This window comes from Haemophilus sp. THUN1692 (genome assembly GCF_059704395.1).
The window spans coordinates 1,766,653-1,788,529 of record NZ_AP046579.1 but is presented as its reverse complement, the minus strand read 5'-3'; the positions used below and the strand labels follow the sequence as shown (position 1 = coordinate 1,788,529).

The following is a 21,877-nucleotide window of genomic DNA, read 5'->3' as shown; positions in this document are numbered from 1 at the left end:
ATGTAAAAATAAAAAGTGCGGTCATTTTTCACCGCACTTATCCGAGAATTAAAGCGCTGCTGCACCGAGTCCGATGAACAAGCCTGCAATCGTTGCACTCATTAAGTTTGCTAAAGTACCTGCAATTACCGCTTTTAAGCCTAAACGCGCAACATCACTACGACGGTTTGGCGCCATTCCACCTAAACCACCGATTAAGATCGCAATTGAGCTGAAGTTAGCAAAACCACAAAGTGCGAAAGTAATAATCGCTTTGGTTTTTTCAGTTAATACAATCGCAGAATCTGGTTGCAAGTATTTTGCAAATTCAAGGTAACCTACGAATTCGTTAACCGCTAATTTCATCCCGATCATTTGTCCTGCGATACCCGCTTCGGTACCGTCAGTTACACCGATTAAGTATGCTAATGGTTTGAAAACTAAACCAAAGATAGATTGTAAAGTTACGTCGCCATAGCCGAACCAGCCACCAACGCCACTTAAAATACCGTTAATTAATGCAATTAAACCAACGAATGCGATTAACATTGCACCCACGTTTAATGCAATTTGCATACCTGCACTCGCACCACCCGCCATTGCTTCAAGTACGTTAGTTAGTTTTTCTGAATCATTGTCTTCCGGTTGTTTATCAGAGAATTGTTCTGTTTGTGGGAACATTAATTTCGCAAATAATAAACCAGCAGGTGCCGCCATAAATGACGCTGCGATTAAGTATGTCAATGGCACGCCCATTCCAGCATAACCAGCCATTACTGAACCCGCGATAGACGCCGTACCACCCACCATGATGGCAAATAATTCAGATTGGGTCATATTTTTAATGTAAGGGCGAACCACCAATGGTGCTTCAGTTTGACCAACGAAAATATTAGCCGCAGCAGACATGGATTCTGCTTTTGAAGTACCCAATGCTTTTTGTAATGCACTGCCTAATACTTTAATCACCACTTGCATAATGCCAAGATAATAAAGCACGGAGATTAAGCCAGAGAAGAACACAATAATTGGTAATACTTTCACTGCAAAAATGAAACCAGAAGGTTTACTTGGATCAGCTAAACCACCAAATACAAAGTTAATACCTTCGTTACCGTAAGCAATAACATTTGATACGGCATCAGCAGTTGCACCAAGTGCTTGTTTACCTGCTGGCACATATAAAATAAGGGCGGCAAATCCAACTTGGATTGCTAACGCCCCGAGCACGGTTCTGATACTAATCGCTTTACGATTATTGGAAAGTAACACGGCAATAGCGATTAATACGACCATTCCCAAAATGCTGCTTAACACACTCATTTGATTCCCCTAGATTGGTTAAGTTAATAAAAAAGTCGGCTTATTCTACTTGTTTTCTCACAAAAAGTCGGCGAATTTTCACCGCACTTTTTTGTAAACGACTACAAAATAGTCAAAACCTTGTTAATTCCACATTGACGCGCATAAGCAGCCAATGCATTAGTTTCTTCCGCACTTGGAATATGCGTTGATAACCCAGTTTCATCGCGCGCTCCTTTACTATGCACACGGATAATTTTTAATGCCACATCAGGATAATTTAGTAAAAGTAACGCAACTTTGCCCACCAAATATTCAGCATCAAAAAAATTATTTAAAAAAACTAACCGCACTTCTTCCACTTTATTTAACGGCAACAAGGCTGTCAGATTTTGTAAATTTCGCTCAAGTTTATCGTTCTTTATATGTAAACGTTCTGGTATTACTTGCTGTGGTACAATGCCCGCTTGATTTTGTCGGTCAAAACAGAGCGTTTGTAAACCAGCGCCCTCCCCTTTCAGATCGAATAAAAATTTATCAGTGACATCGATTAATGAACGAATACGATCAAACTCAAAAAAGCCACTACTATCCAAATAACAAGTCAATCCTTGCGAACGTAAAGCCTCAAATAGTGGCACCAGTTTTTTATGATGGATAGTCGGTTCACCGCCTGAAATTGTGACACCTCTAATAAATGGAACCGCTTCCATAACCTGTTCATACAAATACTGCAAACTAACCAATTTCGCATTTTCCGTATAACGAGGAATAGTTTCTGGATTATGGCAATACAAGCAATTTAGCTTGCAACCTTGCAGAAAAATACTCGAACGATTGCCTTGCCCCTCTACATTTGAAAAAGGAATAATCCGATGTAACGGCACAAAAATCTCAGATAGTGCGATCATTTTTCCAATTATTTTTCAGCGGTGACATCTTTTTCATCGCGTAATTGGCGATCAAACACGTTGGCACATTCATCCGTACCCGAACCATACCAGGTTGTATCGCGTAATGCGACTTCGCCTTTACGGTATTTTTCAACTTCACTTTTCTTCACTAGATAACCTGTAACGCGAATTAAATCCGTATTTTTCAAATAGGTGGTAATGTAGCGATAGCCCAAAGAGAATGCACCATCAATAATATCTACGACCGCATCGCAGTGATCCACATAGGTTTGATCAAAGGCGAATAAATCCCCTGTACCAGATGGGAAATATTTATGGAACGGTGCAGACTGTTTTAAATGTGCAAGTAACGTTGGCTCTTCGCCCACACGAATACGATGAGCCGGTGCGTTACGTTTGTCTTCTTCGTGGTTACTTGCGCCAACTTGCGCGTGTAATAAATAACGATTGCCAGTGCGTTCAGCATAAACCCCTTCATGTGCCTCGGTGATTTCTTTAAGTTTATCCATAATTGCTGTCGCAATTTCATCACCACGAGCACTCTTACCAAAGGTTTCATTTAATCCCTCACATTGCAATAAATGATTCGCTGCATCTGCCAAGCCCACAATTGCAAACATCCCCGTAAAATTAGTACGTTTGATAAAGCCTTCTTTTTCGAGGAATGAACTGTTAAAGAAATTACTTTCTTCCACTACAAATTTATGTCGTTTATCCATGGTTGAAAGAGCACATTTCGCCACATGTGGTAGTAATTCGTTTACCATTTCATCTGCACTTTTACACGCGCGAGCAATCGTCCCTAGACGTAAACGCGTTAATGTGTAAGCACCGCCACATTCTGGAAGTGCGTTATAGCAACTTGCTACGCCATATTCTTCACCTAGATCGGAAATATAATAAGCATCGTTTGCAAAAGATGGCTTAGAAACCAATAAACAGGCTTTTGCTGCAAGTTCAGCAAACTCACGACTCGTTTTAGATTTGTCATAACGAATGGTCATATTCGGTGTTGGCGCGTTAAGCTCAATCACCGCGCGTAAAATCAAGCGACCTGCTTTCGTATCATAAGGCCCAACATTGGCATGACAAAATGAATCAGGCACAGTTTTGTCGATATGATTTAAGAAACGTTTAATTTTTATGTAGTCTTTTTCTTCACCGGTAATGAAAGGTTCGAGCAATACATCAAGACGACCAACATAAACAGGATAAGTCGTAATCGATGGCACATGAGAGTAAAGAATCAATAATCCATCAAGTGCCTCATCTAGATCTTTTGGTGGCGGTAATTCTAAAAATTCGCAGCCTTTTTGGATATACACATTGTAATCAGGCAGGATATAACGAGGACGATAAATCGCGTAACCTTCACATAAATCACAGATCATCTGATTCTGTAAAAAGCCCCATTCTTCATCGGTATAACCAAGCAAATCACGAGGATCAAATAAACGCTCAGCAATATTGCCTAATGTCATTAATTTTTGATGATAAGTCAGATTATTGGCTTTTACAGTATCGAGAATATCTTGAAGTGAAGCTAACATAATGTCCCCCTTTAAAAATGGTTTTGTATTGTACGCAATGGTAACAAAATAGACAATTTTGAAAATGTGAGCGAGATCACATTTTCAGAAATAAAACCTGAGGCAAACGATTAACCATTAAAATAAAAAATATAGAATTTAGATGGTAGAGAGAAAAGGATTTTACTGGCAGAACAGAAAATGTCCGCCAGTTTTAATTTGATTGGTGCATTTTAAATGTTACCACTTGGATAACACATTTTATTAACAAAAGGGATTATCTCTTGTAATGCTTGTTGAATAGAAATTAGCCCTAGATTCATTTGAGTCTCTTTTCCTGCGGGTGGGCAAAATGCAAGATGCTTATCGACATCATTAATCGGTTTCCAGCGTCTCGGCTGAGAAGAACGGCTATTTGGATAAAATCCGATTGTCGGAATATTAAAAGCACTACTCAAATGCAATGGCCCAGTAGATCCCGCAATAAATAAATCCGCACAAGCCAAAGAATGAGCAAAATCCACTAAACCTTTATTCTTATCGTAAACGACTACACGTGAATCATTCACCAAATTTGCCAATTCATGGGCTTTTTCACTTTCGCCAGGTCCTGCTGTCAGCACAACATTGCAATCAAACTCAGCCAATAAGCCTTTAATTAAATCTGTATATTGCGCTAAAGAAAGATTCGTAGCTGAACCACCAGAACCGCTATGCACAAAGATCCATTTTTTATTTGCGGAAAGCCCTAAACTCTCTTGCAAGAAAATGCGTTGATTTTCCACCGCACTTTTCTCAAAGGTTAAATAAGGCGGTTTAGGTTCAACAATTGGCATATTATGCTTTTGCAAAAAAGCTCGAACTAAATCTTGATTGTATTCTGCTTCCGATTTTTCAGAACAAGAACGGCGTTGTGTTAAACGGTGATTATAGAGAATTTGAACCCATTTAGTCGCAGGCACAAGGCGATATTTAATCCCGCTTTTCCAAGCGAGCTTTCCATTATGGGTATTGGAAAAGAAACTAATCATTCCATCAAACTGCTGCGCTTTGATTTCCTGCACAAGACGATTGAAATCCGTTTTATCATTTTTTTTGCTATCAATAATAACACTATCAATAAACGGACAAACTTCCGCTAAAGGCGCAGTATAACTCGGAACAAGTGCGGTTAATTTTAAAGAAGGATTCGATAACTTCAACATAGCAAAAGCGGGCCATGCTTGCATAAAATCGCCTAATTTATCATTACGAATAACTAAGATCTTTTCCATAATTTCTCCGCTAAAATAAAAAACCGCACTCGAAAGTGCGGTCGTATTTTATGTTATTTTTGTGGATTATAAAACATCAACACAATTTAAGTCTTCGAAAGATTGTTCTAAGCGTTTAGACATAGATTCTTCCATTTTACGTAACCAAACACGTGGATCGTAGTATTTTTTGTTTGGTGCATCTGGACCTTCTGGGTTACCTAATTGACCTTGAAGATAAGCTTCATTTGCTTTATAGAAGTTCAAAATACCATTCCAAGATGCCCATTGAGTATCGGTATCAATGTTCATTTTGATTGCACCGTAGCTAATTGCTTCGCGGATTTCTTCGCGGCTAGAACCAGAACCACCGTGGAAAACGAAGTTAATTGGTTTAGCAGGAAGATTACGTTCTTTCGCAACGAACTCTTGTGATGCACCTAAAATAGATGGTTTTAATTTTACGTTACCTGGTTTGTAAACACCATGTACGTTACCGAATGCAGCAGCAACGGTAAAGTTAGGACTTACTGGATTTAATTGATCGTAAACATAAAGTACGTCAGATGGTTGAGTATATAAACGCGACTCATCAACACCAGAATTATCTACACCATCTTCTTCACCACCGGTAATACCGATTTCAATTTCAAGGGTCATCCCCATTTTATCCATACGAGCGAGGTATTCACGGCAGATTGCCATATTTTCTTCCATTGGCTCTTCAGAAAGGTCAAGCATGTGAGAAGAGAATAATGGACGGCCAGTTTCTGCGAAGTGTTTTTCACCAGCATCAAGTAAACCATCAATCCATGGAAGTAATTTTTTTGCAGCGTGGTCAGTGTGAAGAATAACAGGAACACCGTATTCTTTAGCTAAAGTATGAACGTGTTTCGCACCAGCGATCGCACCAAGTACATCAGGACGAGCACCGCTTGCAGGTTTAATACCTTTACCCGCATAAAACGCCGCACCACCGTTAGAAAATTGGATAATAACTGGCGCTTTTACGCGTGCAGCAGTTTCTAACACGGCATTAACTGAGTCAGAACCTACGCAATTTACCGCAGGGATAGCAAAGTTATGCTCTTTTGCATAAGCAAAGATTTTTTGCACATCTTCACCTGTTACTACACCAGGTTTCACGATATCTAATAATTTAGCCATACTTGTGTTTCCTTTTTATGTTTAGCGAGACAAACCCGCAATTTGAGAATTTTTTGACTTTTTTATTGATGGCGACATTTTAATGCTCGCCATCGATATGTCACATAGGAAAAGTGCGGTTAGTTTTTCGCACGTTTTTCAAGAATTTCTACTGCAGGTAATACTTTGCCTTCTACGAATTCTAAGAACGCACCGCCACCCGTTGAAATGTAAGAGATCTTGTCTGCAATACCGAATAAATCGATAGCCGCTAATGTATCACCACCACCTGCGATAGAGAATGCATCGCTGTTTGCAATTGCGTGAGAAATAATTTCGGTCCCTTTACGGAAATTAGGGAATTCGAACACACCAACTGGGCCATTCCATAAAACGGTTTTTGCATTTTTGATGATTTCTGCCAATTGTTCTGCAGATTTATCACCAATATCGAAGATAGATTCCTCATCTTTCACTTCGTTTACTGCTTTTTCTGTTGCAGCTGCAGTTTCAGTGAACTCCAAACCAACACGTACATCAACTGGCACAGGAATATCTGTATTTGCAGCTAATTCTTTCGCAACTGGAATTAAATCAGCTTCATGTAAAGATTTACCTACATTGTGGCCAGCTGCCGCAATGAAAGTATTTGCAATACCACCGCCCACAATAATTTGGTCAGCGATTTTTGAAAGAGAATTTAATACTTCTAATTTAGTTGAAACTTTAGAACCACCAACAATAGCCACCATTGGACGAGCAGGTTCTTTTAATGCTTTACCTAATGCATCTAATTCAGCAGCTAATAATGGACCTGCACAAGCGATTGGTGCAAATTCTGCAACGCCATAAGTTGAAGCTTGCGCACGGTGAGCGGTACCAAACGCATCCATTACAAATACATCGCAAAGTGCGGCATATTTTTTACCTAATTCTGGATCGTTTTTCTTCTCACCTTTGTTCACGCGTACGTTTTCTAAAACAACAATTTCGCCTTCTTTAACATCTACGCCATTTAAATAGTCTTGTTCTAAACGAACATTAAAACCTGCGTCTTTTAAGTAATCAACAACTGGTTGTAAAGAATCTTCTGGTTTGAATTCACCTTCAGTTGGACGACCTAAGTGAGAAGTTACCATCACTTTTGCGCCTTTTTCTAAGGCTAATTTTAAAGTAGGAATGGTCGCACGAATACGCGCATCTGAGGTCACTTTGCCATCTTTTACTGGCACATTAAGATCCGCACGGATAAATACACGTTTACCGGCTAAATCTAAATCGGTCATTTTGATTACTGACATAATCTATCCTCTTGTTAAGTTAAAATTAAAATTGAAAACTTTTCGTATTATACCTACTTCGCGCTAGGTTGTAACGATTTAGATCAAAGAAATTCTTATTTGCTTTGGCAATTCATTACCTGCCATTTTTTATCATAACAAATGAATAATTCGTTTCGGCTTGCTCCTAAATAAGCATTTTTTAATTGTGGATTATGTTGTTTCATCCAACGAAAAAGTTCATTACGGCTTAAATTTTGATTCGGTAATTTTAATGAGCTAAATAATTCCTGCTCCTTAGCAAAATATTGCTGGGCAGAATCAAATGCACAGCTACCATGTTTTTCCCATTCACCTTGCAATAATTGTTCACCTGGTGAGATAGCCAAATATTGTGCTAATAAATCTTTTGGCAAGGCTAGTAAATCACCCTTGCAAAAACGTGGATGATCCGTCACTGAAAGTGCATTTGCATTTTGAGGCCACAGCCCATGAACGACCCAACCTAAAGAGCGGTTATTTCCACATTGATATTGAGAGGAGGAAGGTAGCTGATTACCATATTTTTCACGCTGAATATCACAAAACCCAGGAGACCAAGATAATGCCAACATATAATAATCGACAGACGCCTTTGCGTTTTGCCCGATAGGATCATCACGCATAATCACATCATAATTGGCAAAAACATTCGGATTTTTCACCGCACTTTTTTCAATATCCGTCTGTTTTGTCTCAAATTTAGGCTCAGATACTTGTGTTTGCTTAGTCTGTTCGATTACGGGAGAAGATGATTGATTTTTAGCTTTAGTTGAATCGGTAAAATACTGCCAAATTGCTAATACAACGAGGACAATAAGAGAAAGGGAGGAAGTGAATTTTTTCATAAATTTTGTTTAGTTTTTGTCAATCAAGTTTTTGTCGGCTATAATTCGCCGCTTTCAATTTTCTATTAAGGATCACAATGGCATTACTCATCACTAGCAAATGTACCAATTGCGATATGTGCTTACCAGAATGCCCGAACGAAGCCATTTCTATTGGCGATGAGATTTATGTGATCGATCCTGTACTTTGCACGGAATGTGTCGGCCATTACGAAACGCCAACCTGCCAAAAAGTTTGCCCAATCACTAACTGTATTAAGCCCGATCCTGAACATCAAGAAACTGAAGAACAGCTTTGGGAACGCTTTGTGATGATTCATCATTCGGATAAATTGTAATTTTTAAAGCAACTGAAATATGACTTATTATCTTCTAAAAGAGTGTGGTTAATTTTGAGCTTATTTTTATTATCAAAAAACTGAAATTTTTCACCGCACTTTTATCTATAAAAAGAACTATATTGAGTGACTTTTCTTCACATTATCCCGCTACGGCTGGTAAATATCCCCATTGAATTAAAAATGGAATGACCATAATCATCACGCCAATCAATAACGCAAACACCAAAGCAAAATTACCGCCAGCAACACGATATGGCAATGTTGGATTTTCAATACGTGTACGCCATGCCAGGCCAATTGGTAAAATTAAGCAATAGAAAGCACACAACAAACCGGCGTAACTTAATGCAGTAATAAATCCTTCAGGATAAAACAATGCAAATACAAGTGGCGGTAAAAATGCGGCAATGGTTAATACAAAGCGATTATGTGGCAAATGATAGCGTTTGAATAAATCACCTAAACCTTCAAACACACCAAGCATTACGCCTAAGAATGAAGTAATTAAAGCGAGTGATGAGAACACGCGAACCACTTCCCCCATAAAATGAGAACCTGTAATTTCACGTGTTGCATTCACTAAGCCATTTAGCGTTGGGTCGGCTCGTAAAATACGTATAAATTCACTTTGACTTAATACACCATGAGTTGCTAACTGCCACACAAGATAAGCAGCTAATGGAATCGCGGTACCAATCAAAATAGCACGACGGAATTTTTCTACACTTCCACCTAAGTAGCTATTTACACTCGCCATAATGACGTGGAAACCGAAAGAGGTGAAAAATATCGGAGCAGCAGAAACCACAAAAGCATAATCCAAAGGCAATGCCATTAAATTATCTGTTGCCACTTTTGGAAGCATCATAAATAGCACAAAAGCAAAAGCGACTAACTTACCAATAAATAACACGCGAGTTAAACCATCCACGCCTTTCGTTCCTACAACGACAAAAGAACCCAGTACAACAGTGAAAATAACAATCGCAGTTTTTAGCGAAATCGCTTCCATTCCAAACGCAGTTGGCAAGCCTGAAAGCAAAGATCCCCCCCCCGTAATATAAGCGGCTGAAAGCGCATAAAGTAAAATTAATAAACTCAATGTTGCTAAAATACGTCCCAGAACGCCAAAATATTTTTCAGCTAGCGTGGCCACACCGTCATCTAACTGATCCGCTGTTTGATACACTTCTACAAACAACAATCCACTGTAAACCAACAAAGCCCACAAGCCCACGAGCAATAACACGGTGTAACCAAAACCCATGCCCGCTGATGTAAGCGGCATAGCAAGCATACCTGCTCCAATGGTTGTGCCTGCAATAATCAGCGCACTCCCAAATGTTTTATTCTGTAACATAAAATTATCCTTATAGTGTTGTGTTTGAAAACTTAGTGTTGTGTTTGAAAACTAATTTAAAGTTGACCGCACTTTTCTTTATAGTGTAAACGGCAAACAGAAAGGTAAGAGTCATTGCCCCCAATTTGAATTTGCGCACCTTCTTTAATGACCTCACCTTGATCATTTAAGCGCAGAACAAAGTTAGCCTTGCGGCCACAATAACAAATTGTTTTTAATTCTTCGAGTTGATCCGCCCAAGCCAGTAAATATTTACTTCCTTCAAAAAGTTCCGCTTGGAAATCTGTACGCAAGCCATAACAAAGCACAGGGATTTTGAGTTTATCAACGACATTACTCAACTGGTAAACTTGTTGTTTGCTAAGAAATTGAGCTTCATCCACCAGCACGCAATGCACTTTTTCTTTTTTTAAGTGCTCATTGATTTCATCAAACAAATTGGTTTCCGAGCGAAATAAAAAGGCATCTTGCGAAATGCCAATACGCGATGTGACTTTCCCCACACCAAAACGATCATCAATCGCAGCCGTATAAACTAATGTGTTCATATCGCGCTCGCGATAGTTATAGGAAGATTGTAGCAACGTCGTTGATTTTCCAGCGTTCATTGTGGAGTAATAGAAGTAGAGTTTCGCCATTTTTTCTCCTAAATTACCGGTAATTCCGTCATTACCCAACGAGGCTTAACATCAATAGCCAGATCGCTATGCTGACCTTGTTTTAAACGTAAAAAACCTGTGTAAGCAATCATCGCCCCATTATCTGTACAAAATTGAGGTTGAGGATAAAACACTTCACCGCCTAAATTTTGCATTAAGTGCGCAAGCGTTTCTCGGAGTTTTTTATTTGCGCTCACCCCTCCCGCAATCACTAAACGTTTATAGCCAGTTTCTTTTAATGCGCGCTTACATTTAATGGCAAGTGTATCCACCACCGCATCTTGGAAAGCATAAGCAATATCCGATTTAGTTTGTTCTGTCAGTTCACCTTCATTTTTAATCACTTGACTAATCGTATTCGCGGCAAATGTTTTTAAACCTGAAAAGCTAAAATCAAGACCCGCACGATCTGTCATTGGACGTGGAAATATGAAACGATTTGGTGTGCCTTTTTCTGCTAAACGAGAAAGTGCCGCGCCACCTGGATAATCTAACCCAAGTAATTTTGCTGTTTTATCAAAGGCTTCACCTGCAGCGTCATCAATGGATTCACCAATCACTTCATATTTTCCTACGCCATCTACACGTACCAATTGAGTATGACCACCCGATACCAACAAAGCAACAAAAGGAAAGTACGGTGAGTTTTCATCAAGCATCGGCGCAAGTAAATGCCCTTCCATATGATGAACACCAATCGCAGGAACATTCCACGCATAAGCTAAAGAACGCGCAATCGTAGCGCCGACGAGCAATGCGCCGACAAGCCCTGGACCACTCGTATAAGCCACGCCATCAATATCACTTGCCGTTAACTTAGCTTCTTCTAACGCAGCTTTAATGAGAGGAGCTGTTTTACGAATATGATCGCGCGATGCTAATTCGGGAACCACACCACCATAATCTGCATGCAGGGCAATTTGAGTATAAAGTTGATTAGCAATTAACCCTTTTTCTTCATCATAAATCGCCACGCCCGTTTCATCACAGGAGGTTTCAATGCCTAAGATTTTCATTGATTTTCTTAATTTATTACCTAAAATGTTGCGCGATTTTACCCTGTTTAAGCGGTTTTAACCAGTTGAAACCACAAATATTAAGGTGAATTGGCATTCTTTCCTTTACTTTTTTCCTAAAAGTAGATTAGAATTGCGTCCTTTATTAAATTTACCATTTGCACAATGGTGCTTTGGTGAAAATAAAATTTTAAATTGCAATTAAATTAAACTCATTGAGGTGATTGGCTTATGCCTGTAATTAAAGTACGTGAAAACGAATCATTTGACGTAGCTTTACGTCGTTTCAAACGCTCTTGCGAAAAAGCGGGAATCTTAGCTGAAGTACGCGCTCGCGAATTTTACGAAAAACCAACTACAATTCGTAAACGTGAAAATGCAACACTTGCAAAACGTCACGCAAAACGCAACGCTCGCGAAAACGCGCGCAATACCCGTTTATACTAATTTATAGTATTTTCTGACTCGAGTTAAGACAAACCGTGAATCCTTTGGACTCACGGTTTTGTTACTTTAAGCCAAACAAAAATCTACGCCAAAAACGACCGCACTTTCACACCACAATCACGGAGGCTCGACAATGAAAGGTTCTATTCCACGCCCCTTTATTGATGATTTGCTGACAAAGTCCGATATTGTCGATGTGATTAACACGCGCGTAAAACTAAAAAAAGCCGGCCGTGATTATCAAGCCTGCTGTCCTTTCCATCACGAAAAAACACCATCCTTCACGGTTAGTCAAAAGAAACAGTTTTACCATTGCTTCGGCTGTGGCGCACACGGTAATGCCATTTCCTTTTTAATGGATTATGACAAACTTGAATTTGTAGAGGCTATTGAAGAACTTGCAGCGATGGCAGGGCTTGAAGTACCTTACGAAAAACGCGCTAATAACAGCGGGAAACCTCAAGCTAATTATCAAACCAAACGAAATCTCTATGAATTAATGCAAGAGATTGCCAAGTTTTATCAAAGCCAATTGTCATTAAATACGCAAGCGCAAGAATATTTACAACAACGTGGGCTTTCGACTGAAATTATTGAGCGTTTCCAAATTGGGTTTGTACCGAATGCAATGGATACGGTACTGCGTAAATTTGGTGTTAATCGTGAAGAACAACAAAAACTCATTGAGCTAGGTATGCTTTCTCGAAATGATCGTGGCAATATTTACGATAAATTCCGAAATCGCATTATGTTTCCAATTCGCGATAAACGTGGTCGCACAGTAGCTTTTGGTGGTCGAGTATTAACGGATGAAAAGCCGAAATATCTGAATTCGCCAGAAACCATTACTTATCATAAAGGTAACGAGCTTTATGGTTTGTACGAAGCCTTACAAGCCAACGATAAACCAAAACAATTACTTGTTGTTGAAGGTTATATGGATGTGGTCGCATTAGCACAATTTGGCGTGGATTATGCGGTCGCTTCTTTAGGTACATCCACTACATCAGAACAAATTCAACTTATTTTTCGTTCGACTGAGCAAGTTGTTTGTTGTTACGATGGTGACCGCGCAGGCCGTGATGCGGCTTGGCGAGCATTAGAAAATGCGTTGCCTTATTTAGAAGATGGCAGACAACTCAAATTTATTTTCTTGCCTGATGGAGAAGATCCTGATACCTACATTCGCCAATATGGCAAAGAAAAATTTGAAGAATATATCGAAAGTGCACAATCTTTAAGTGAGTTTATGTTTGCTCACTTAAGTCCACAAGTTGATTTTTCTAGCAAAGAAGGGCGCGGAAAATTAGTTGCTCTGGCTGCACCGTTAATTCGCCAAATTCCAGGAGAAATGCTTCGCTTATCGCTGCGCAATATGTTGGCTCAAAAGCTAGGAATTTTTGATCAAACGCAGCTAGAAAATCTTATTCCAAAACAATTAGAACACGCCAATACACAACAAAAAGTTGCTAATAATAAGATCAAGAAGACACCAATGCGAATGGTCATTTCATTGCTTCTGCAAAACCCTGAATTAGTGAAAAGAATATCTGAAAGTGGCGTGCAAGCATTACGTGCAGAAGCTGGCTTTGAAATTCTGGAAAAATTGACCGCACTTTGTCGCCAACAAAAAGGTATTACGACAGGACAGATTTTAGAGCACTTCCGTGATACGCCTTACAGCAATCCCCTTGAAATACTGGCAACTTGGGATCATTTATTAGACGAAACAGAAATGATCAATGCATTTTCACAAAATTATCGTCGCTTAAATATTCAAGCCATTGAGCGAGACATTGAAATGCTTATTGCTAAAGAACGAGCAGAAGGCCTTACTAACGATGAAAAAACAGTGCTTGTTCACCTTTTGGCAGGTAAAGAACAGCAGAAAAAACAGTTAGTTAATCCACAATAACAATGATAAAATTCTAAGTTCGTAACAAGAATTATATTGCTACTATCACATCAAGCAAAACGGATATAAAAATGGAAAAAAATCAACAATCTACAGCTGAACAATATTCAGAACAAATTGAACAACTGATGGAATTAGGTCGCACTCAAGGTTATTTAACCTATGCAGAAATTAATGATTTATTACCAGAAGATGTCATCGACCCTGAATATTACGATAAGTTGCTACAAACGCTACAAAATGATGCAGGGATTCCGGTTTTGGACGAAGCCCCTGAAAGTGATGAGATGATGTTGAATGACACCATTCCGGATGAAGATGCGGTAGAAGAGGCAACCCAAATTCTTTCAAATGTAGAATCTGAAATCGGTCGAACAACCGATCCTGTCCGTATGTATATGCGCGAAATGGGGACGGTTGATCTTCTCACTCGTGAAGATGAAATCAGCATTGCAAAACGTATTGAAGAAGGAATTGATGAAGTTCAAACATCCATTGCCGCATATCCTGAAGCTTTAAATGGGTTGCTAAAAAATTATGATGATGTGGAAAAAGGAAACTTCCGTTTAGCTGACTTAATTACAGGTTTTGTCGATCCAAATGCCGAAATAGAAGAACATAATGTCATTGATGAAAGCTTTTCTGAAGACGGAGAAAAATCAGAAAGTGCGGATGTTGAAAACAATGAAGATGAAGACGAAAGCGAATCTGATAATAGCATCGATCCAGAGGTCGCGAGAGAAAAATTCCAACAGTTAAAAGATCAGCACACAAAAACGCTTACTGTTATTGAAAAACATGGTCGCTCAGGAAAACGTGCCCAGAATCAAATCGCACAGCTTGGTGAAATCTTTAAACAATTCCGCTTAGTACCAAAACAATTCGATTTACTCGTTTTGTCAATGAAAGAAATGATGAAACGTGTACGCTACGAAGAACGTCAATTGCAAAAAATATTAGTTGATATTGCAGGAATGCCAAAAGATGATTTTGAAAAACTCATTACTACTAATGGCAGCAATACTGAGTGGGTACAAAAAGCCTTAAAATCCAGTAAGCCATGGGCAAAACGCTTACCAAAATATGAAGAACGTATCCTAGAAGCATTAAGTAACTTAGCTGGTATTGAAGAAAATACGAAACTTACCATTACCCAAATGCGCGATATTTGTGATGCAGTCGCCCGAGGTGAACAAAAAGCTCGTCGTGCAAAAAAAGAAATGGTAGAAGCTAACTTGCGTTTAGTAATTTCCATCGCGAAAAAATACACGAATCGCGGTTTACAATTCCTAGACTTAATTCAAGAAGGGAATATCGGCTTAATGAAAGCGGTAGATAAATTTGAGTATCGCCGTGGTTATAAATTCTCTACATATGCGACTTGGTGGATTCGACAAGCCATTACACGCTCTATTGCGGATCAAGCTCGTACAATCCGTATTCCAGTACACATGATTGAAACAATCAATAAACTTAACCGCATTTCTCGCCAGTTATTACAAGAAATGGGACGAGAAGCAATACCAGAAGAATTAGCTGAGCGTATGGGAATGCCGGAAGATAAAATCCGTAAAGTATTAAAAATTGCAAAAGAGCCAATTTCTATGGACGCGCCTATCGGTGATGACGATGACTCACATTTAGGTGATTTTATTGAAGATTCAACCTTAGAACTTCCTTTAGATTCTGCAACAGCACAAAGTTTAAGAGTCGCAACCCATGAAGTTCTTGAAGGCCTAACACCACGAGAAGCAAAAGTATTGCGCATGCGTTTTGGTATCGATATGAATACCGACCATACGCTTGAAGAAGTGGGTAAACAATTCGACGTTACACGCGAACGTATTCGTCAAATTGAAGCAAAAGCGTTACGTAAATTACGTCATCCTAGCCGATCAGAAACATTAAGAAGTTTCCTTGACGACTAAAAGTTACAAATAAAAAGGAGCTATAGCTCCTTTTTTATTACGTTAAACTAATAATAAAAAACCCGATCTAAGACCGGGTTTTATTTTGCCTATCTGACAAATTATTCTGCAACAACGATTACATCTAATGTTGCAAATACTTCACCGTGAAGTTGGAAACGAACATCGTGGTCACCAAGAGTACGGATTGGACCGTTTGGTAAACGAACTTCACTTTTCACAATTTTAACGCCTGCTGCAGTTACTGCTTCTGCCACATCACGAGTAGTGATTGCGCCGAATAAACGACCTTCATCACCTGCTTTAGATGCGATAGTCACAGAACCTAATGCAGTAACTTCTGCTGCACGAGCTTGAGCCGCTGCAAGATTTGCTGCTGCTGCCGCTTCTAATTCTGCACGACGTGCTTCAAAGTGTTCAATGTTAGCTTTAGTTGCCATAACTGCTTTACCTTGTGGGATTAAGAAGTTACGTGCAAAACCTGATTTAACATTTACTTGATCGCCCACTTGACCTAAGTGAACAATTTTATCTAAAAGAATTACTTGCATTACCGTATCTCCTTAATTACTGATGATTGTCAGTGTATGGAAGTAACGCTAAATAGCGAGCGCGTTTGATTGCACGAGCTAATTGACGTTGGTACTTCGCACGAGTACCGGTAATACGGCTAGGTACAATTTTGCCGCTTTCTGAAATATAGTTCTTTAATGTAGCGATATCTTTGTAATCGATTTCAACAACATTTTCCGCTGTGAAACGGCAGAACTTACGACGACGGAAATAACGTGCCATTTGGCTAGTCTCCTAATCTATAAATTCGATTTGCTCGGCATGTAAAACTAATTGGCATAACCCACTTTGGGTTTTATGTGATGTAATAAATCCCACCACCAAAATTTTACTACCGACCGTAATGCTTTGAGTTTTTTCTATCAATTGATTACCACTAATTTGAACTGGCATCTTTAACCAAGCTTGACGTGTGAAACCACTTTCAATCTGATCAGAACGATGTTCTAACAAAAACTTGCAATGCTCAATTCCACTAGGGCTTTTTAATCGCTTTGGTAACTGAGAAACGACTCCCATAACCGAAAAACGATTATCAATTTTCAAATTACTCTTCAGCATCCTCAAAATCGTTGTTTTCAACTTCAGCTAAAGGTTTACGTTCTTCTTTAGCCGCTTTCATTGGGGACGCTTCTGTTACGGCGTGCTTAGTATGGATAACAAGACTGCGTAATACAGCATCGTTATAACGGAAAGTCGTTTCTAGCTCGTCGATGACTTGTTGAGGCGCTTCTACATTCATAAGCACGTAGTGTGCTTTGTGTAATTTATTAATTGGGTACGCTAATTGGCGACGACCCCAATCTTCTAGGCGATGAACTTGACCACCAGCTTCTTTTACAGAACCGGTGTAACGTTCGATCATACCTGGTACTTGCTCGCTTTGGTCCGGATGAACCATAAACACGATTTCGTAGTGACGCATTACTGCTCCTTACGGGTTAATCAGCCTTTGACGTAGATCAGCCACCAATCTGCAAAGGCAAGGAACGAAAAATTCAATGTGGCTAAGGGTTGCGGATTATACCGATTTTTTTACGTTCCGCAACCCGTTTGAGTTCTTTTTGACCAAAAAGAAGGCCGATATTGTAATAATATCGGCCTATCTCAAATCTTCAGTGATTAACGACTGCGGAAAATAATACGACCTTTACTTAAATCATAAGGGGTCATTTCTACAGTCACCTTATCCCCAGTCAAAATACGGATATAGTTTTTACGCATTTTTCCAGAAATATGCGCAGTAACCACGTGACCGTTTTCCAACTCCACGCGGAACATAGTATTCGGTAAAGTCTCTAAAATTGTGCCTTGCATCTCAATGCAATCTTCTTTCGCCATTGTATCCTCTAAAAATAATCGATTTTTTATCCGCACTTTAGGCGGAAAAGTTAAGAAAAACGGGCGGATTATAGCCGTTTTTAGCTTTCTACGAAAGAAAAAATAATATTGTTCACAAAAAACTCAACTTGGCATAAGTTAACAATGATTTACAAAGCCAAAACAAGCCCTATAATAACCGCACTTTTCTTATTAAATAATACTTATGAATTCAAAAAAACACTTAGGCCATACGGCGCGTAAACGCTTTGGGCAAAACTTTTTACATGATACTTCCGTGATTCAAGGTATCGTGGCGGCGATTTACCCACAACCCAATCAATTCTTAGTGGAAATTGGTCCGGGACTTGGCGCATTAACAGAGCCTGTTGGTGAACTTGTCGAGCATCTGACTGTGGTAGAGCTTGACCGAGACCTTGCAGAACGTTTACGTCACCATCCATTTTTACATCAAAAGCTCACCGTTATTGAAACGGATGCCATGCAATTTGATTTTGGTGCGCTTTATACAAAAGAAAATTTGGCAGAAAAAGGGCAAAAATTGCGTGTATTTGGTAACTTGCCTTACAACATTTCTACTCCATTGATGTTCCACTTGTTTAAGTATCATGATGTGATTCAAGACATGCACTTCATGTTACAAAAAGAAGTGGTAAAACGCTTATGTGCTGGGCCAAATAGCAAAGCTTACGGTCGTTTAACTATTATGGCGCAATACTTCTGTCAAGTGATGCCTGTGCTTGAAGTCCGACCTTCTGCATTTAAACCTGCACCGAAAGTGGATTCAGCTGTTGTGCGTTTAATTCCGCATAAAGAATTGCCGCATCCTGTAAAAGATTTATATTGGTTGAACCGTGTTTGCTCCCAAGCGTTTAATCAACGTCGAAAAACACTGCGCAATGCACTTTCAACACTATTTTCACCTGAAAATCTGACCGTACTTGGTATTGATTTAAATGCACGTGCAGAAAATTTGGCTATCGCAGATTATGCACGTTTAGCAAACTGGTTAGCGGATAATCCTCCAGCTGATATTAATAAAGATGAAATCTTAGATTCAGAAGAGTAAAAAGAGCGGTCAAAAATGGCAACCTATTTCGTCGGTGATTTACAAGGCTGTTATGATGAATTACAGCTTTTATTAGAGCGTGTAGATTTCAATCCTACGCAAGATAAACTTTATCTTGTGGGGGATCTTGTCGCGCGTGGGGATAAGTCACTTGAATGTCTTCGTTTTGTTAAATCCTTTGGAAATGCAGCGCAAACCGTACTAGGGAATCACGATTTACACTTAATTGCGACCGCACTGGGTATTAAAAAAGTGAAACCTCGTGATCATGTCGATGCTATTTTTAATGCACCCGATTTTGATGAGCTGATTCATTGGTTACGCCATCAACCATTACTTGTGCATAATGAAGAATTAAACTTTCTGATGGCGCATGCTGGTATTTCGCCTGATTGGGATTTGAAAACTGCGAAATCTTGTGCAGCTGAAGTTGAACAGATTTTACAGCACGGCGATTTTCATTATCTCATTGAAAATATGTATTCTGAACAGCCTACTCGCTGGTCGCCAGATTTACAAGGCTTAGCGCGTTATCGTTACATTATTAATGCTTTCACTCGAATGCGTTTTTGCTATTTAGATCATCGCTTTGATTTTGCTTGTAAATCCCCTTTAAAAGATGCACCAGCGGAACTCACGCCTTGGTTTAATTTAGATAATCCACTTTATAAACAAATTTCCATTGTCTTTGGGCATTGGGCAAGTTTAGTCGATGAGCCCACTCCACAAGGTATTTATGCCCTAGATACTGGTTGTGTATGGAATAATCGAATGACTATGTTGCGCTGGGAAGACAAACAATGCTTCACACAAAGTGCGGTCAAAAATTACAGTGATTTTTAAGGAAATGCTATGCTCTCTCTTACGGCTGAATCTTGTGAACTGTTCAATATTCCTTTCTACCAATTTGCCCAAATGAAAAAATTCTGCCCGGAAGATATTCTGGCGATTAAAGCGGATTACAAATTACATTGGGATAACTGGAAAGCGATTATTCAAGAAGTGGCAAAGCAGCTTGGCACACCTTTTGCGAAACCGCATATTGAAAGTTGGACCAATGGTTGGCAGGTACGTGCGCATTTCTTCGCTTATTTTAAATACGAGTTTAATCAAAATTCTGCAGCAATCTTTTCCGTACTATTAAATCGTCGTCGATTAAGAGTGTGCTTAGATTGGCATTGCTATCGTGCAGATCGCTCACAAATTAATGTGCAACAATATAATCAGTGGTTTGAGCAATTTGATTTCAAACAATTTGCTGATTTTGATATTTGGCGAGAAGATGAAAGCGAATATGATGATTTTCGCCAAGTGAAGGACATTTCTGAAAAAGATCTCCTCTTACGTTCAGATGAAGATTTTTGGTGCATTGGAAAAAGCATTGAAAAAGCTGAACTTCATCAAATCGACCCAGTTTCATTTATCACCCAAACCATTCAACAGTTACAACCGCTTTACGATCGCTGCCATCAATAAAGTGCGGTCATTTCCATTAAATTTTTTCGTCTTTTTATTTGTTATGCTATCATTACATTAGTTTAACATTTTTAACAATTTTGCTTTTAGGAGTACTTTATGAAAAACGTCGTGATCGTTGGCGGTGGCGCCGGCGGCATAGAGTTAGCGACATTTTTAGGCGATAAATTAGGTCGCAAAAAACAGGCTAAAGTGACGCTTGTGGATCGCAATGCGACCCACTTCTGGAAACCCTTATTACATGAAATTGCCACAGGTGTGATGGATGATGGCACCGATTCTCTGAGTTATCGTGCACACGGTAAAAACCACTATTTTAGCTTTGAGCAAGGTTCAATCACACGTATTAATCGTGAGCAAAAATATGTTGAACTTGCTCCTGTTTATGGGCAAGAAGGCGATATGCTCGTGGTTGCGCGTCGTATTCCTTATGATTACTTAGTGATTGCGATCGGTAGTAAATCGAATGATTTCAATACAAAAGGTGTGGCCGATAACTGTATTTTCTTAGATAGCTCTGATCAAGCACTTCGCTTCCAACAAAGAATGTTGGAATTATTCCTTAAATTTTCAGAAAACCGCGCATTAGATGATATTGGTGAAGAAGAATTTAAACAGAAATTAGTGGATGAAAGCAAAGTCAATATTGCGATTGTTGGCGGAGGTGCAACTGGTGTAGAATTAACTGCGGAGCTTTATCATGCCACGGAAGATTTATCTTCTTACGGCTATGGCAAGATTGATAACTCTTGTTTACAAGTCACACTCGTTGAAGCAGGGCCTCGCTTACTGCCAGCTCTGCCAGAAGATTTATCTGCTGCTGTATTAGACGAATTGCAAGAAATGGGCGCGAACGTGAAATTAAATACGATGATCACGGAAGCCCAACCAAATACACTTATCACCAAAGATGGCGAAGAAATCAAAGCTGATCTTATTGTGTGGGCGGCGGGTGTTCGTACCTCAACGGTGACACAGCAATTTGATGGGTTAGAGCTTAACCGCATCAATCAATTAGTGGTAAAAGATACCCTTCAAACTACGGTGGATGACAGTATTTTCGCGATTGGTGACTGTGCAGCATTAATGCAACCAAACGGTAAATTAGTCCCGCCAAGAGCTCAAGCCGCACACCAAATGGCAAAAGCTTGTGCAAAAAATATCTTTGCACTTTTTGAGCAAAAACCATTAAAAGCATTTAAATATAATGATAAAGGTACCTTGGTTTCTCTTTCGAGCTTTACTGCATTAGGCAGTATTTCGAATAAATTTGGAAAAAATCCACTTACCGTTCAGGGTAAATTTGCACAATTTGCCTATGTATCCTTATATAGAATGCATCAACACGCTTTGCATGGTTGCATTAAAATTGGATTGATTATTTTGGTTGATAAACTTAATCGTTATTTAAAACCAAGATTAAAATTACACTAATCTTTAAAAACAAAAGTGCGGTGAAAAA

The 21,877-nt window shown here is 39.2% G+C and carries 23 protein-coding genes; 8 read left to right on the top strand and 15 right to left on the bottom strand.

Annotated features, from left to right (window positions below):
* Window positions 1-48 precede the first annotated feature (48 nt).
* The 7 genes from AC6H0A_RS08995 to AC6H0A_RS08965 form a co-directional block, all read right to left on the bottom strand.
* Window positions 49-1,302 carry a NupC/NupG family nucleoside CNT transporter gene (locus AC6H0A_RS08995; RefSeq protein ID WP_179230963.1) on the bottom strand — a complete coding sequence of 418 codons (1,254 nt, stop codon included), beginning with the start codon at window positions 1,300-1,302 and terminating at the stop codon, window positions 49-51.
* Window positions 1,303-1,403: 101 nt separating this feature from the next.
* Window positions 1,404-2,192, bottom strand: coding sequence for a 4Fe-4S cluster-binding domain-containing protein (locus AC6H0A_RS08990; protein ID WP_005639374.1), 789 nt, complete (start codon window positions 2,190-2,192; stop codon window positions 1,404-1,406).
* 8 nt (window positions 2,193-2,200) lie between these two features.
* On the bottom strand, window positions 2,201-3,745 hold the full coding sequence (locus tag AC6H0A_RS08985) for a YjjI family glycine radical enzyme (protein WP_005639376.1): 1,545 nt from the start codon (window positions 3,743-3,745) through the stop codon (window positions 2,201-2,203).
* A 212-nt stretch (window positions 3,746-3,957) separates the two neighbouring features.
* On the bottom strand, window positions 3,958-4,998 hold the full coding sequence (locus tag AC6H0A_RS08980; RefSeq protein ID WP_005639378.1) for a glycosyltransferase family 9 protein: 1,041 nt from the start codon (window positions 4,996-4,998) through the stop codon (window positions 3,958-3,960).
* A 66-nt stretch (window positions 4,999-5,064) separates the two neighbouring features.
* Window positions 5,065-6,144 (bottom strand): class II fructose-bisphosphate aldolase, encoded by a 1,080-nt coding sequence (gene fbaA, locus AC6H0A_RS08975; RefSeq protein ID WP_005639380.1) that lies wholly within the window; start codon window positions 6,142-6,144, stop codon window positions 5,065-5,067.
* Window positions 6,145-6,263: 119 nt separating this feature from the next.
* On the bottom strand, window positions 6,264-7,424 hold the full coding sequence (gene pgk / locus AC6H0A_RS08970) for a phosphoglycerate kinase (protein ID WP_005639382.1): 1,161 nt from the start codon (window positions 7,422-7,424) through the stop codon (window positions 6,264-6,266).
* Between the two features lie 95 nt (window positions 7,425-7,519).
* Window positions 7,520-8,290, bottom strand: coding sequence for a ribonuclease T2 family protein (locus tag AC6H0A_RS08965; protein ID WP_005639384.1), 771 nt, complete (start codon window positions 8,288-8,290; stop codon window positions 7,520-7,522).
* 77 nt (window positions 8,291-8,367) lie between these two features.
* Here AC6H0A_RS08965 and AC6H0A_RS08960 point away from each other — a divergent pair, with 77 nt between their 5' ends.
* On the top strand, window positions 8,368-8,628 hold the full coding sequence (locus AC6H0A_RS08960; RefSeq protein WP_005639386.1) for a YfhL family 4Fe-4S dicluster ferredoxin: 261 nt from the start codon (window positions 8,368-8,370) through the stop codon (window positions 8,626-8,628).
* 142 nt (window positions 8,629-8,770) lie between these two features.
* Here AC6H0A_RS08960 and AC6H0A_RS08955 read toward each other — a convergent pair whose 3' ends face one another.
* From AC6H0A_RS08955 to tsaD, 3 genes are read right to left on the bottom strand one after another with little or no spacing between them, the layout of a single operon-like run.
* On the bottom strand, window positions 8,771-9,991 hold the full coding sequence (locus AC6H0A_RS08955; protein WP_005639388.1) for an aromatic amino acid transporter: 1,221 nt from the start codon (window positions 9,989-9,991) through the stop codon (window positions 8,771-8,773).
* 56 nt (window positions 9,992-10,047) lie between these two features.
* A complete protein-coding gene (locus tag AC6H0A_RS08950; protein WP_005639391.1) occupies window positions 10,048-10,629 on the bottom strand; it encodes a thymidine kinase in 582 nt (193 codons plus the stop codon).
* Window positions 10,630-10,637: 8 nt separating this feature from the next.
* Window positions 10,638-11,666: a tRNA (adenosine(37)-N6)-threonylcarbamoyltransferase complex transferase subunit TsaD gene (gene tsaD / locus AC6H0A_RS08945; RefSeq protein ID WP_005639393.1), complete on the bottom strand. Its 1,029-nt coding sequence runs from the start codon at window positions 11,664-11,666 to the stop codon at window positions 10,638-10,640.
* Between the two features lie 231 nt (window positions 11,667-11,897).
* On the opposite strand from tsaD, the gene rpsU reads away from it, so the two are divergent.
* The 3 genes from rpsU (at window position 11,898) to rpoD (ending at window position 15,956) form a co-directional block, all read left to right on the top strand.
* Window positions 11,898-12,113 carry a 30S ribosomal protein S21 gene (gene rpsU, locus AC6H0A_RS08940; RefSeq protein ID WP_005627632.1) on the top strand — a complete coding sequence of 72 codons (216 nt, stop codon included), beginning with the start codon at window positions 11,898-11,900 and terminating at the stop codon, window positions 12,111-12,113.
* A 133-nt stretch (window positions 12,114-12,246) separates the two neighbouring features.
* The gene (gene dnaG / locus AC6H0A_RS08935; RefSeq protein WP_005639396.1) at window positions 12,247-14,028 is read left to right on the top strand and encodes a DNA primase; all 1,782 of its coding nucleotides are present in this window, start codon (window positions 12,247-12,249) and stop codon (window positions 14,026-14,028) included.
* 71 nt (window positions 14,029-14,099) lie between these two features.
* Window positions 14,100-15,956: an RNA polymerase sigma factor RpoD gene (gene rpoD, locus AC6H0A_RS08930; RefSeq protein WP_005639398.1), complete on the top strand. Its 1,857-nt coding sequence runs from the start codon at window positions 14,100-14,102 to the stop codon at window positions 15,954-15,956.
* Between the two features lie 101 nt (window positions 15,957-16,057).
* Here rpoD and rplI read toward each other — a convergent pair whose 3' ends face one another.
* From rplI to infA, 5 genes are all read right to left on the bottom strand, one after another.
* A complete protein-coding gene (gene rplI / locus AC6H0A_RS08925; RefSeq protein WP_005639401.1) occupies window positions 16,058-16,507 on the bottom strand; it encodes a 50S ribosomal protein L9 in 450 nt (149 codons plus the stop codon).
* 16 nt (window positions 16,508-16,523) lie between these two features.
* Window positions 16,524-16,751, bottom strand: coding sequence for a 30S ribosomal protein S18 (rpsR, locus tag AC6H0A_RS08920; RefSeq protein WP_005598105.1), 228 nt, complete (start codon window positions 16,749-16,751; stop codon window positions 16,524-16,526).
* A 12-nt stretch (window positions 16,752-16,763) separates the two neighbouring features.
* The gene (gene priB, locus AC6H0A_RS08915) at window positions 16,764-17,090 is read right to left on the bottom strand and encodes a primosomal replication protein N (RefSeq protein ID WP_005639404.1); all 327 of its coding nucleotides are present in this window, start codon (window positions 17,088-17,090) and stop codon (window positions 16,764-16,766) included.
* Complete coding sequence (gene rpsF / locus AC6H0A_RS08910; protein WP_005627620.1) at window positions 17,077-17,454, bottom strand: 30S ribosomal protein S6; 378 nt, start codon at window positions 17,452-17,454, stop codon at window positions 17,077-17,079. Before rpsF ends, priB begins: the two co-directional genes overlap by 14 nt.
* Window positions 17,455-17,651: 197 nt before the next feature.
* The gene (gene infA, locus AC6H0A_RS08905) at window positions 17,652-17,870 is read right to left on the bottom strand and encodes a translation initiation factor IF-1 (RefSeq protein ID WP_005627617.1); all 219 of its coding nucleotides are present in this window, start codon (window positions 17,868-17,870) and stop codon (window positions 17,652-17,654) included.
* A gap of 205 nt (window positions 17,871-18,075) precedes the next feature.
* Between infA and rsmA the strand changes: the two genes are divergently transcribed.
* From rsmA to AC6H0A_RS08885, 4 genes are all read left to right on the top strand, one after another.
* Window positions 18,076-18,939 (top strand): 16S rRNA (adenine(1518)-N(6)/adenine(1519)-N(6))-dimethyltransferase RsmA, encoded by an 864-nt coding sequence (rsmA, locus tag AC6H0A_RS08900; protein ID WP_497512625.1) that lies wholly within the window; start codon window positions 18,076-18,078, stop codon window positions 18,937-18,939.
* Window positions 18,940-18,954: 15 nt separating this feature from the next.
* Window positions 18,955-19,782: a bis(5'-nucleosyl)-tetraphosphatase (symmetrical) ApaH gene (apaH, locus tag AC6H0A_RS08895; RefSeq protein WP_005639409.1), complete on the top strand. Its 828-nt coding sequence runs from the start codon at window positions 18,955-18,957 to the stop codon at window positions 19,780-19,782.
* A gap of 9 nt (window positions 19,783-19,791) precedes the next feature.
* The gene (locus tag AC6H0A_RS08890) at window positions 19,792-20,415 is read left to right on the top strand and encodes a glucose-6-phosphate 1-dehydrogenase family protein (protein ID WP_005639410.1); all 624 of its coding nucleotides are present in this window, start codon (window positions 19,792-19,794) and stop codon (window positions 20,413-20,415) included.
* A gap of 99 nt (window positions 20,416-20,514) precedes the next feature.
* Window positions 20,515-21,849, top strand: a complete 1,335-nt coding sequence (locus AC6H0A_RS08885) for an NAD(P)/FAD-dependent oxidoreductase (protein ID WP_179230962.1) — start codon at window positions 20,515-20,517, stop codon at window positions 21,847-21,849.
* Window positions 21,850-21,877: the final 28 nt, after the last annotated feature.

Bases quoted from the DNA above. Each gene is read 5' to 3' on its own strand.
- AC6H0A_RS08995 (WP_179230963.1), bottom strand. From the start codon at position 1,302: ATGAGTGTGTTAAGCAGCATTTTGGGAATGGTCGTATTAATCGCTATT.
- AC6H0A_RS08990 (WP_005639374.1), bottom strand. From the start codon at position 2,192: ATGATCGCACTATCTGAGATTTTTGTGCCGTTACATCGGATTATTCCT.
- AC6H0A_RS08985 (WP_005639376.1), bottom strand. From the start codon at position 3,745: ATGTTAGCTTCACTTCAAGATATTCTCGATACTGTAAAAGCCAATAAT.
- AC6H0A_RS08980 (WP_005639378.1), bottom strand. From the start codon at position 4,998: ATGGAAAAGATCTTAGTTATTCGTAATGATAAATTAGGCGATTTTATG.
- fbaA (WP_005639380.1), bottom strand. From the start codon at position 6,144: ATGGCTAAATTATTAGATATCGTGAAACCTGGTGTAGTAACAGGTGAA.
- pgk (WP_005639382.1), bottom strand. From the start codon at position 7,424: ATGTCAGTAATCAAAATGACCGATTTAGATTTAGCCGGTAAACGTGTA.
- AC6H0A_RS08965 (WP_005639384.1), bottom strand. From the start codon at position 8,290: ATGAAAAAATTCACTTCCTCCCTTTCTCTTATTGTCCTCGTTGTATTA.
- AC6H0A_RS08960 (WP_005639386.1), top strand. From the start codon at position 8,368: ATGGCATTACTCATCACTAGCAAATGTACCAATTGCGATATGTGCTTA.
- AC6H0A_RS08955 (WP_005639388.1), bottom strand. From the start codon at position 9,991: ATGTTACAGAATAAAACATTTGGGAGTGCGCTGATTATTGCAGGCACA.
- AC6H0A_RS08950 (WP_005639391.1), bottom strand. From the start codon at position 10,629: ATGGCGAAACTCTACTTCTATTACTCCACAATGAACGCTGGAAAATCA.
- tsaD (WP_005639393.1), bottom strand. From the start codon at position 11,666: ATGAAAATCTTAGGCATTGAAACCTCCTGTGATGAAACGGGCGTGGCG.
- rpsU (WP_005627632.1), top strand. From the start codon at position 11,898: ATGCCTGTAATTAAAGTACGTGAAAACGAATCATTTGACGTAGCTTTA.
- dnaG (WP_005639396.1), top strand. From the start codon at position 12,247: ATGAAAGGTTCTATTCCACGCCCCTTTATTGATGATTTGCTGACAAAG.
- rpoD (WP_005639398.1), top strand. From the start codon at position 14,100: ATGGAAAAAAATCAACAATCTACAGCTGAACAATATTCAGAACAAATT.
- rplI (WP_005639401.1), bottom strand. From the start codon at position 16,507: ATGCAAGTAATTCTTTTAGATAAAATTGTTCACTTAGGTCAAGTGGGC.
- rpsR (WP_005598105.1), bottom strand. From the start codon at position 16,751: ATGGCACGTTATTTCCGTCGTCGTAAGTTCTGCCGTTTCACAGCGGAA.
- priB (WP_005639404.1), bottom strand. From the start codon at position 17,090: ATGCTGAAGAGTAATTTGAAAATTGATAATCGTTTTTCGGTTATGGGA.
- rpsF (WP_005627620.1), bottom strand. From the start codon at position 17,454: ATGCGTCACTACGAAATCGTGTTTATGGTTCATCCGGACCAAAGCGAG.
- infA (WP_005627617.1), bottom strand. From the start codon at position 17,870: ATGGCGAAAGAAGATTGCATTGAGATGCAAGGCACAATTTTAGAGACT.
- rsmA (WP_497512625.1), top strand. From the start codon at position 18,076: ATGAATTCAAAAAAACACTTAGGCCATACGGCGCGTAAACGCTTTGGG.
- apaH (WP_005639409.1), top strand. From the start codon at position 18,955: ATGGCAACCTATTTCGTCGGTGATTTACAAGGCTGTTATGATGAATTA.
- AC6H0A_RS08890 (WP_005639410.1), top strand. From the start codon at position 19,792: ATGCTCTCTCTTACGGCTGAATCTTGTGAACTGTTCAATATTCCTTTC.
- AC6H0A_RS08885 (WP_179230962.1), top strand. From the start codon at position 20,515: ATGAAAAACGTCGTGATCGTTGGCGGTGGCGCCGGCGGCATAGAGTTA.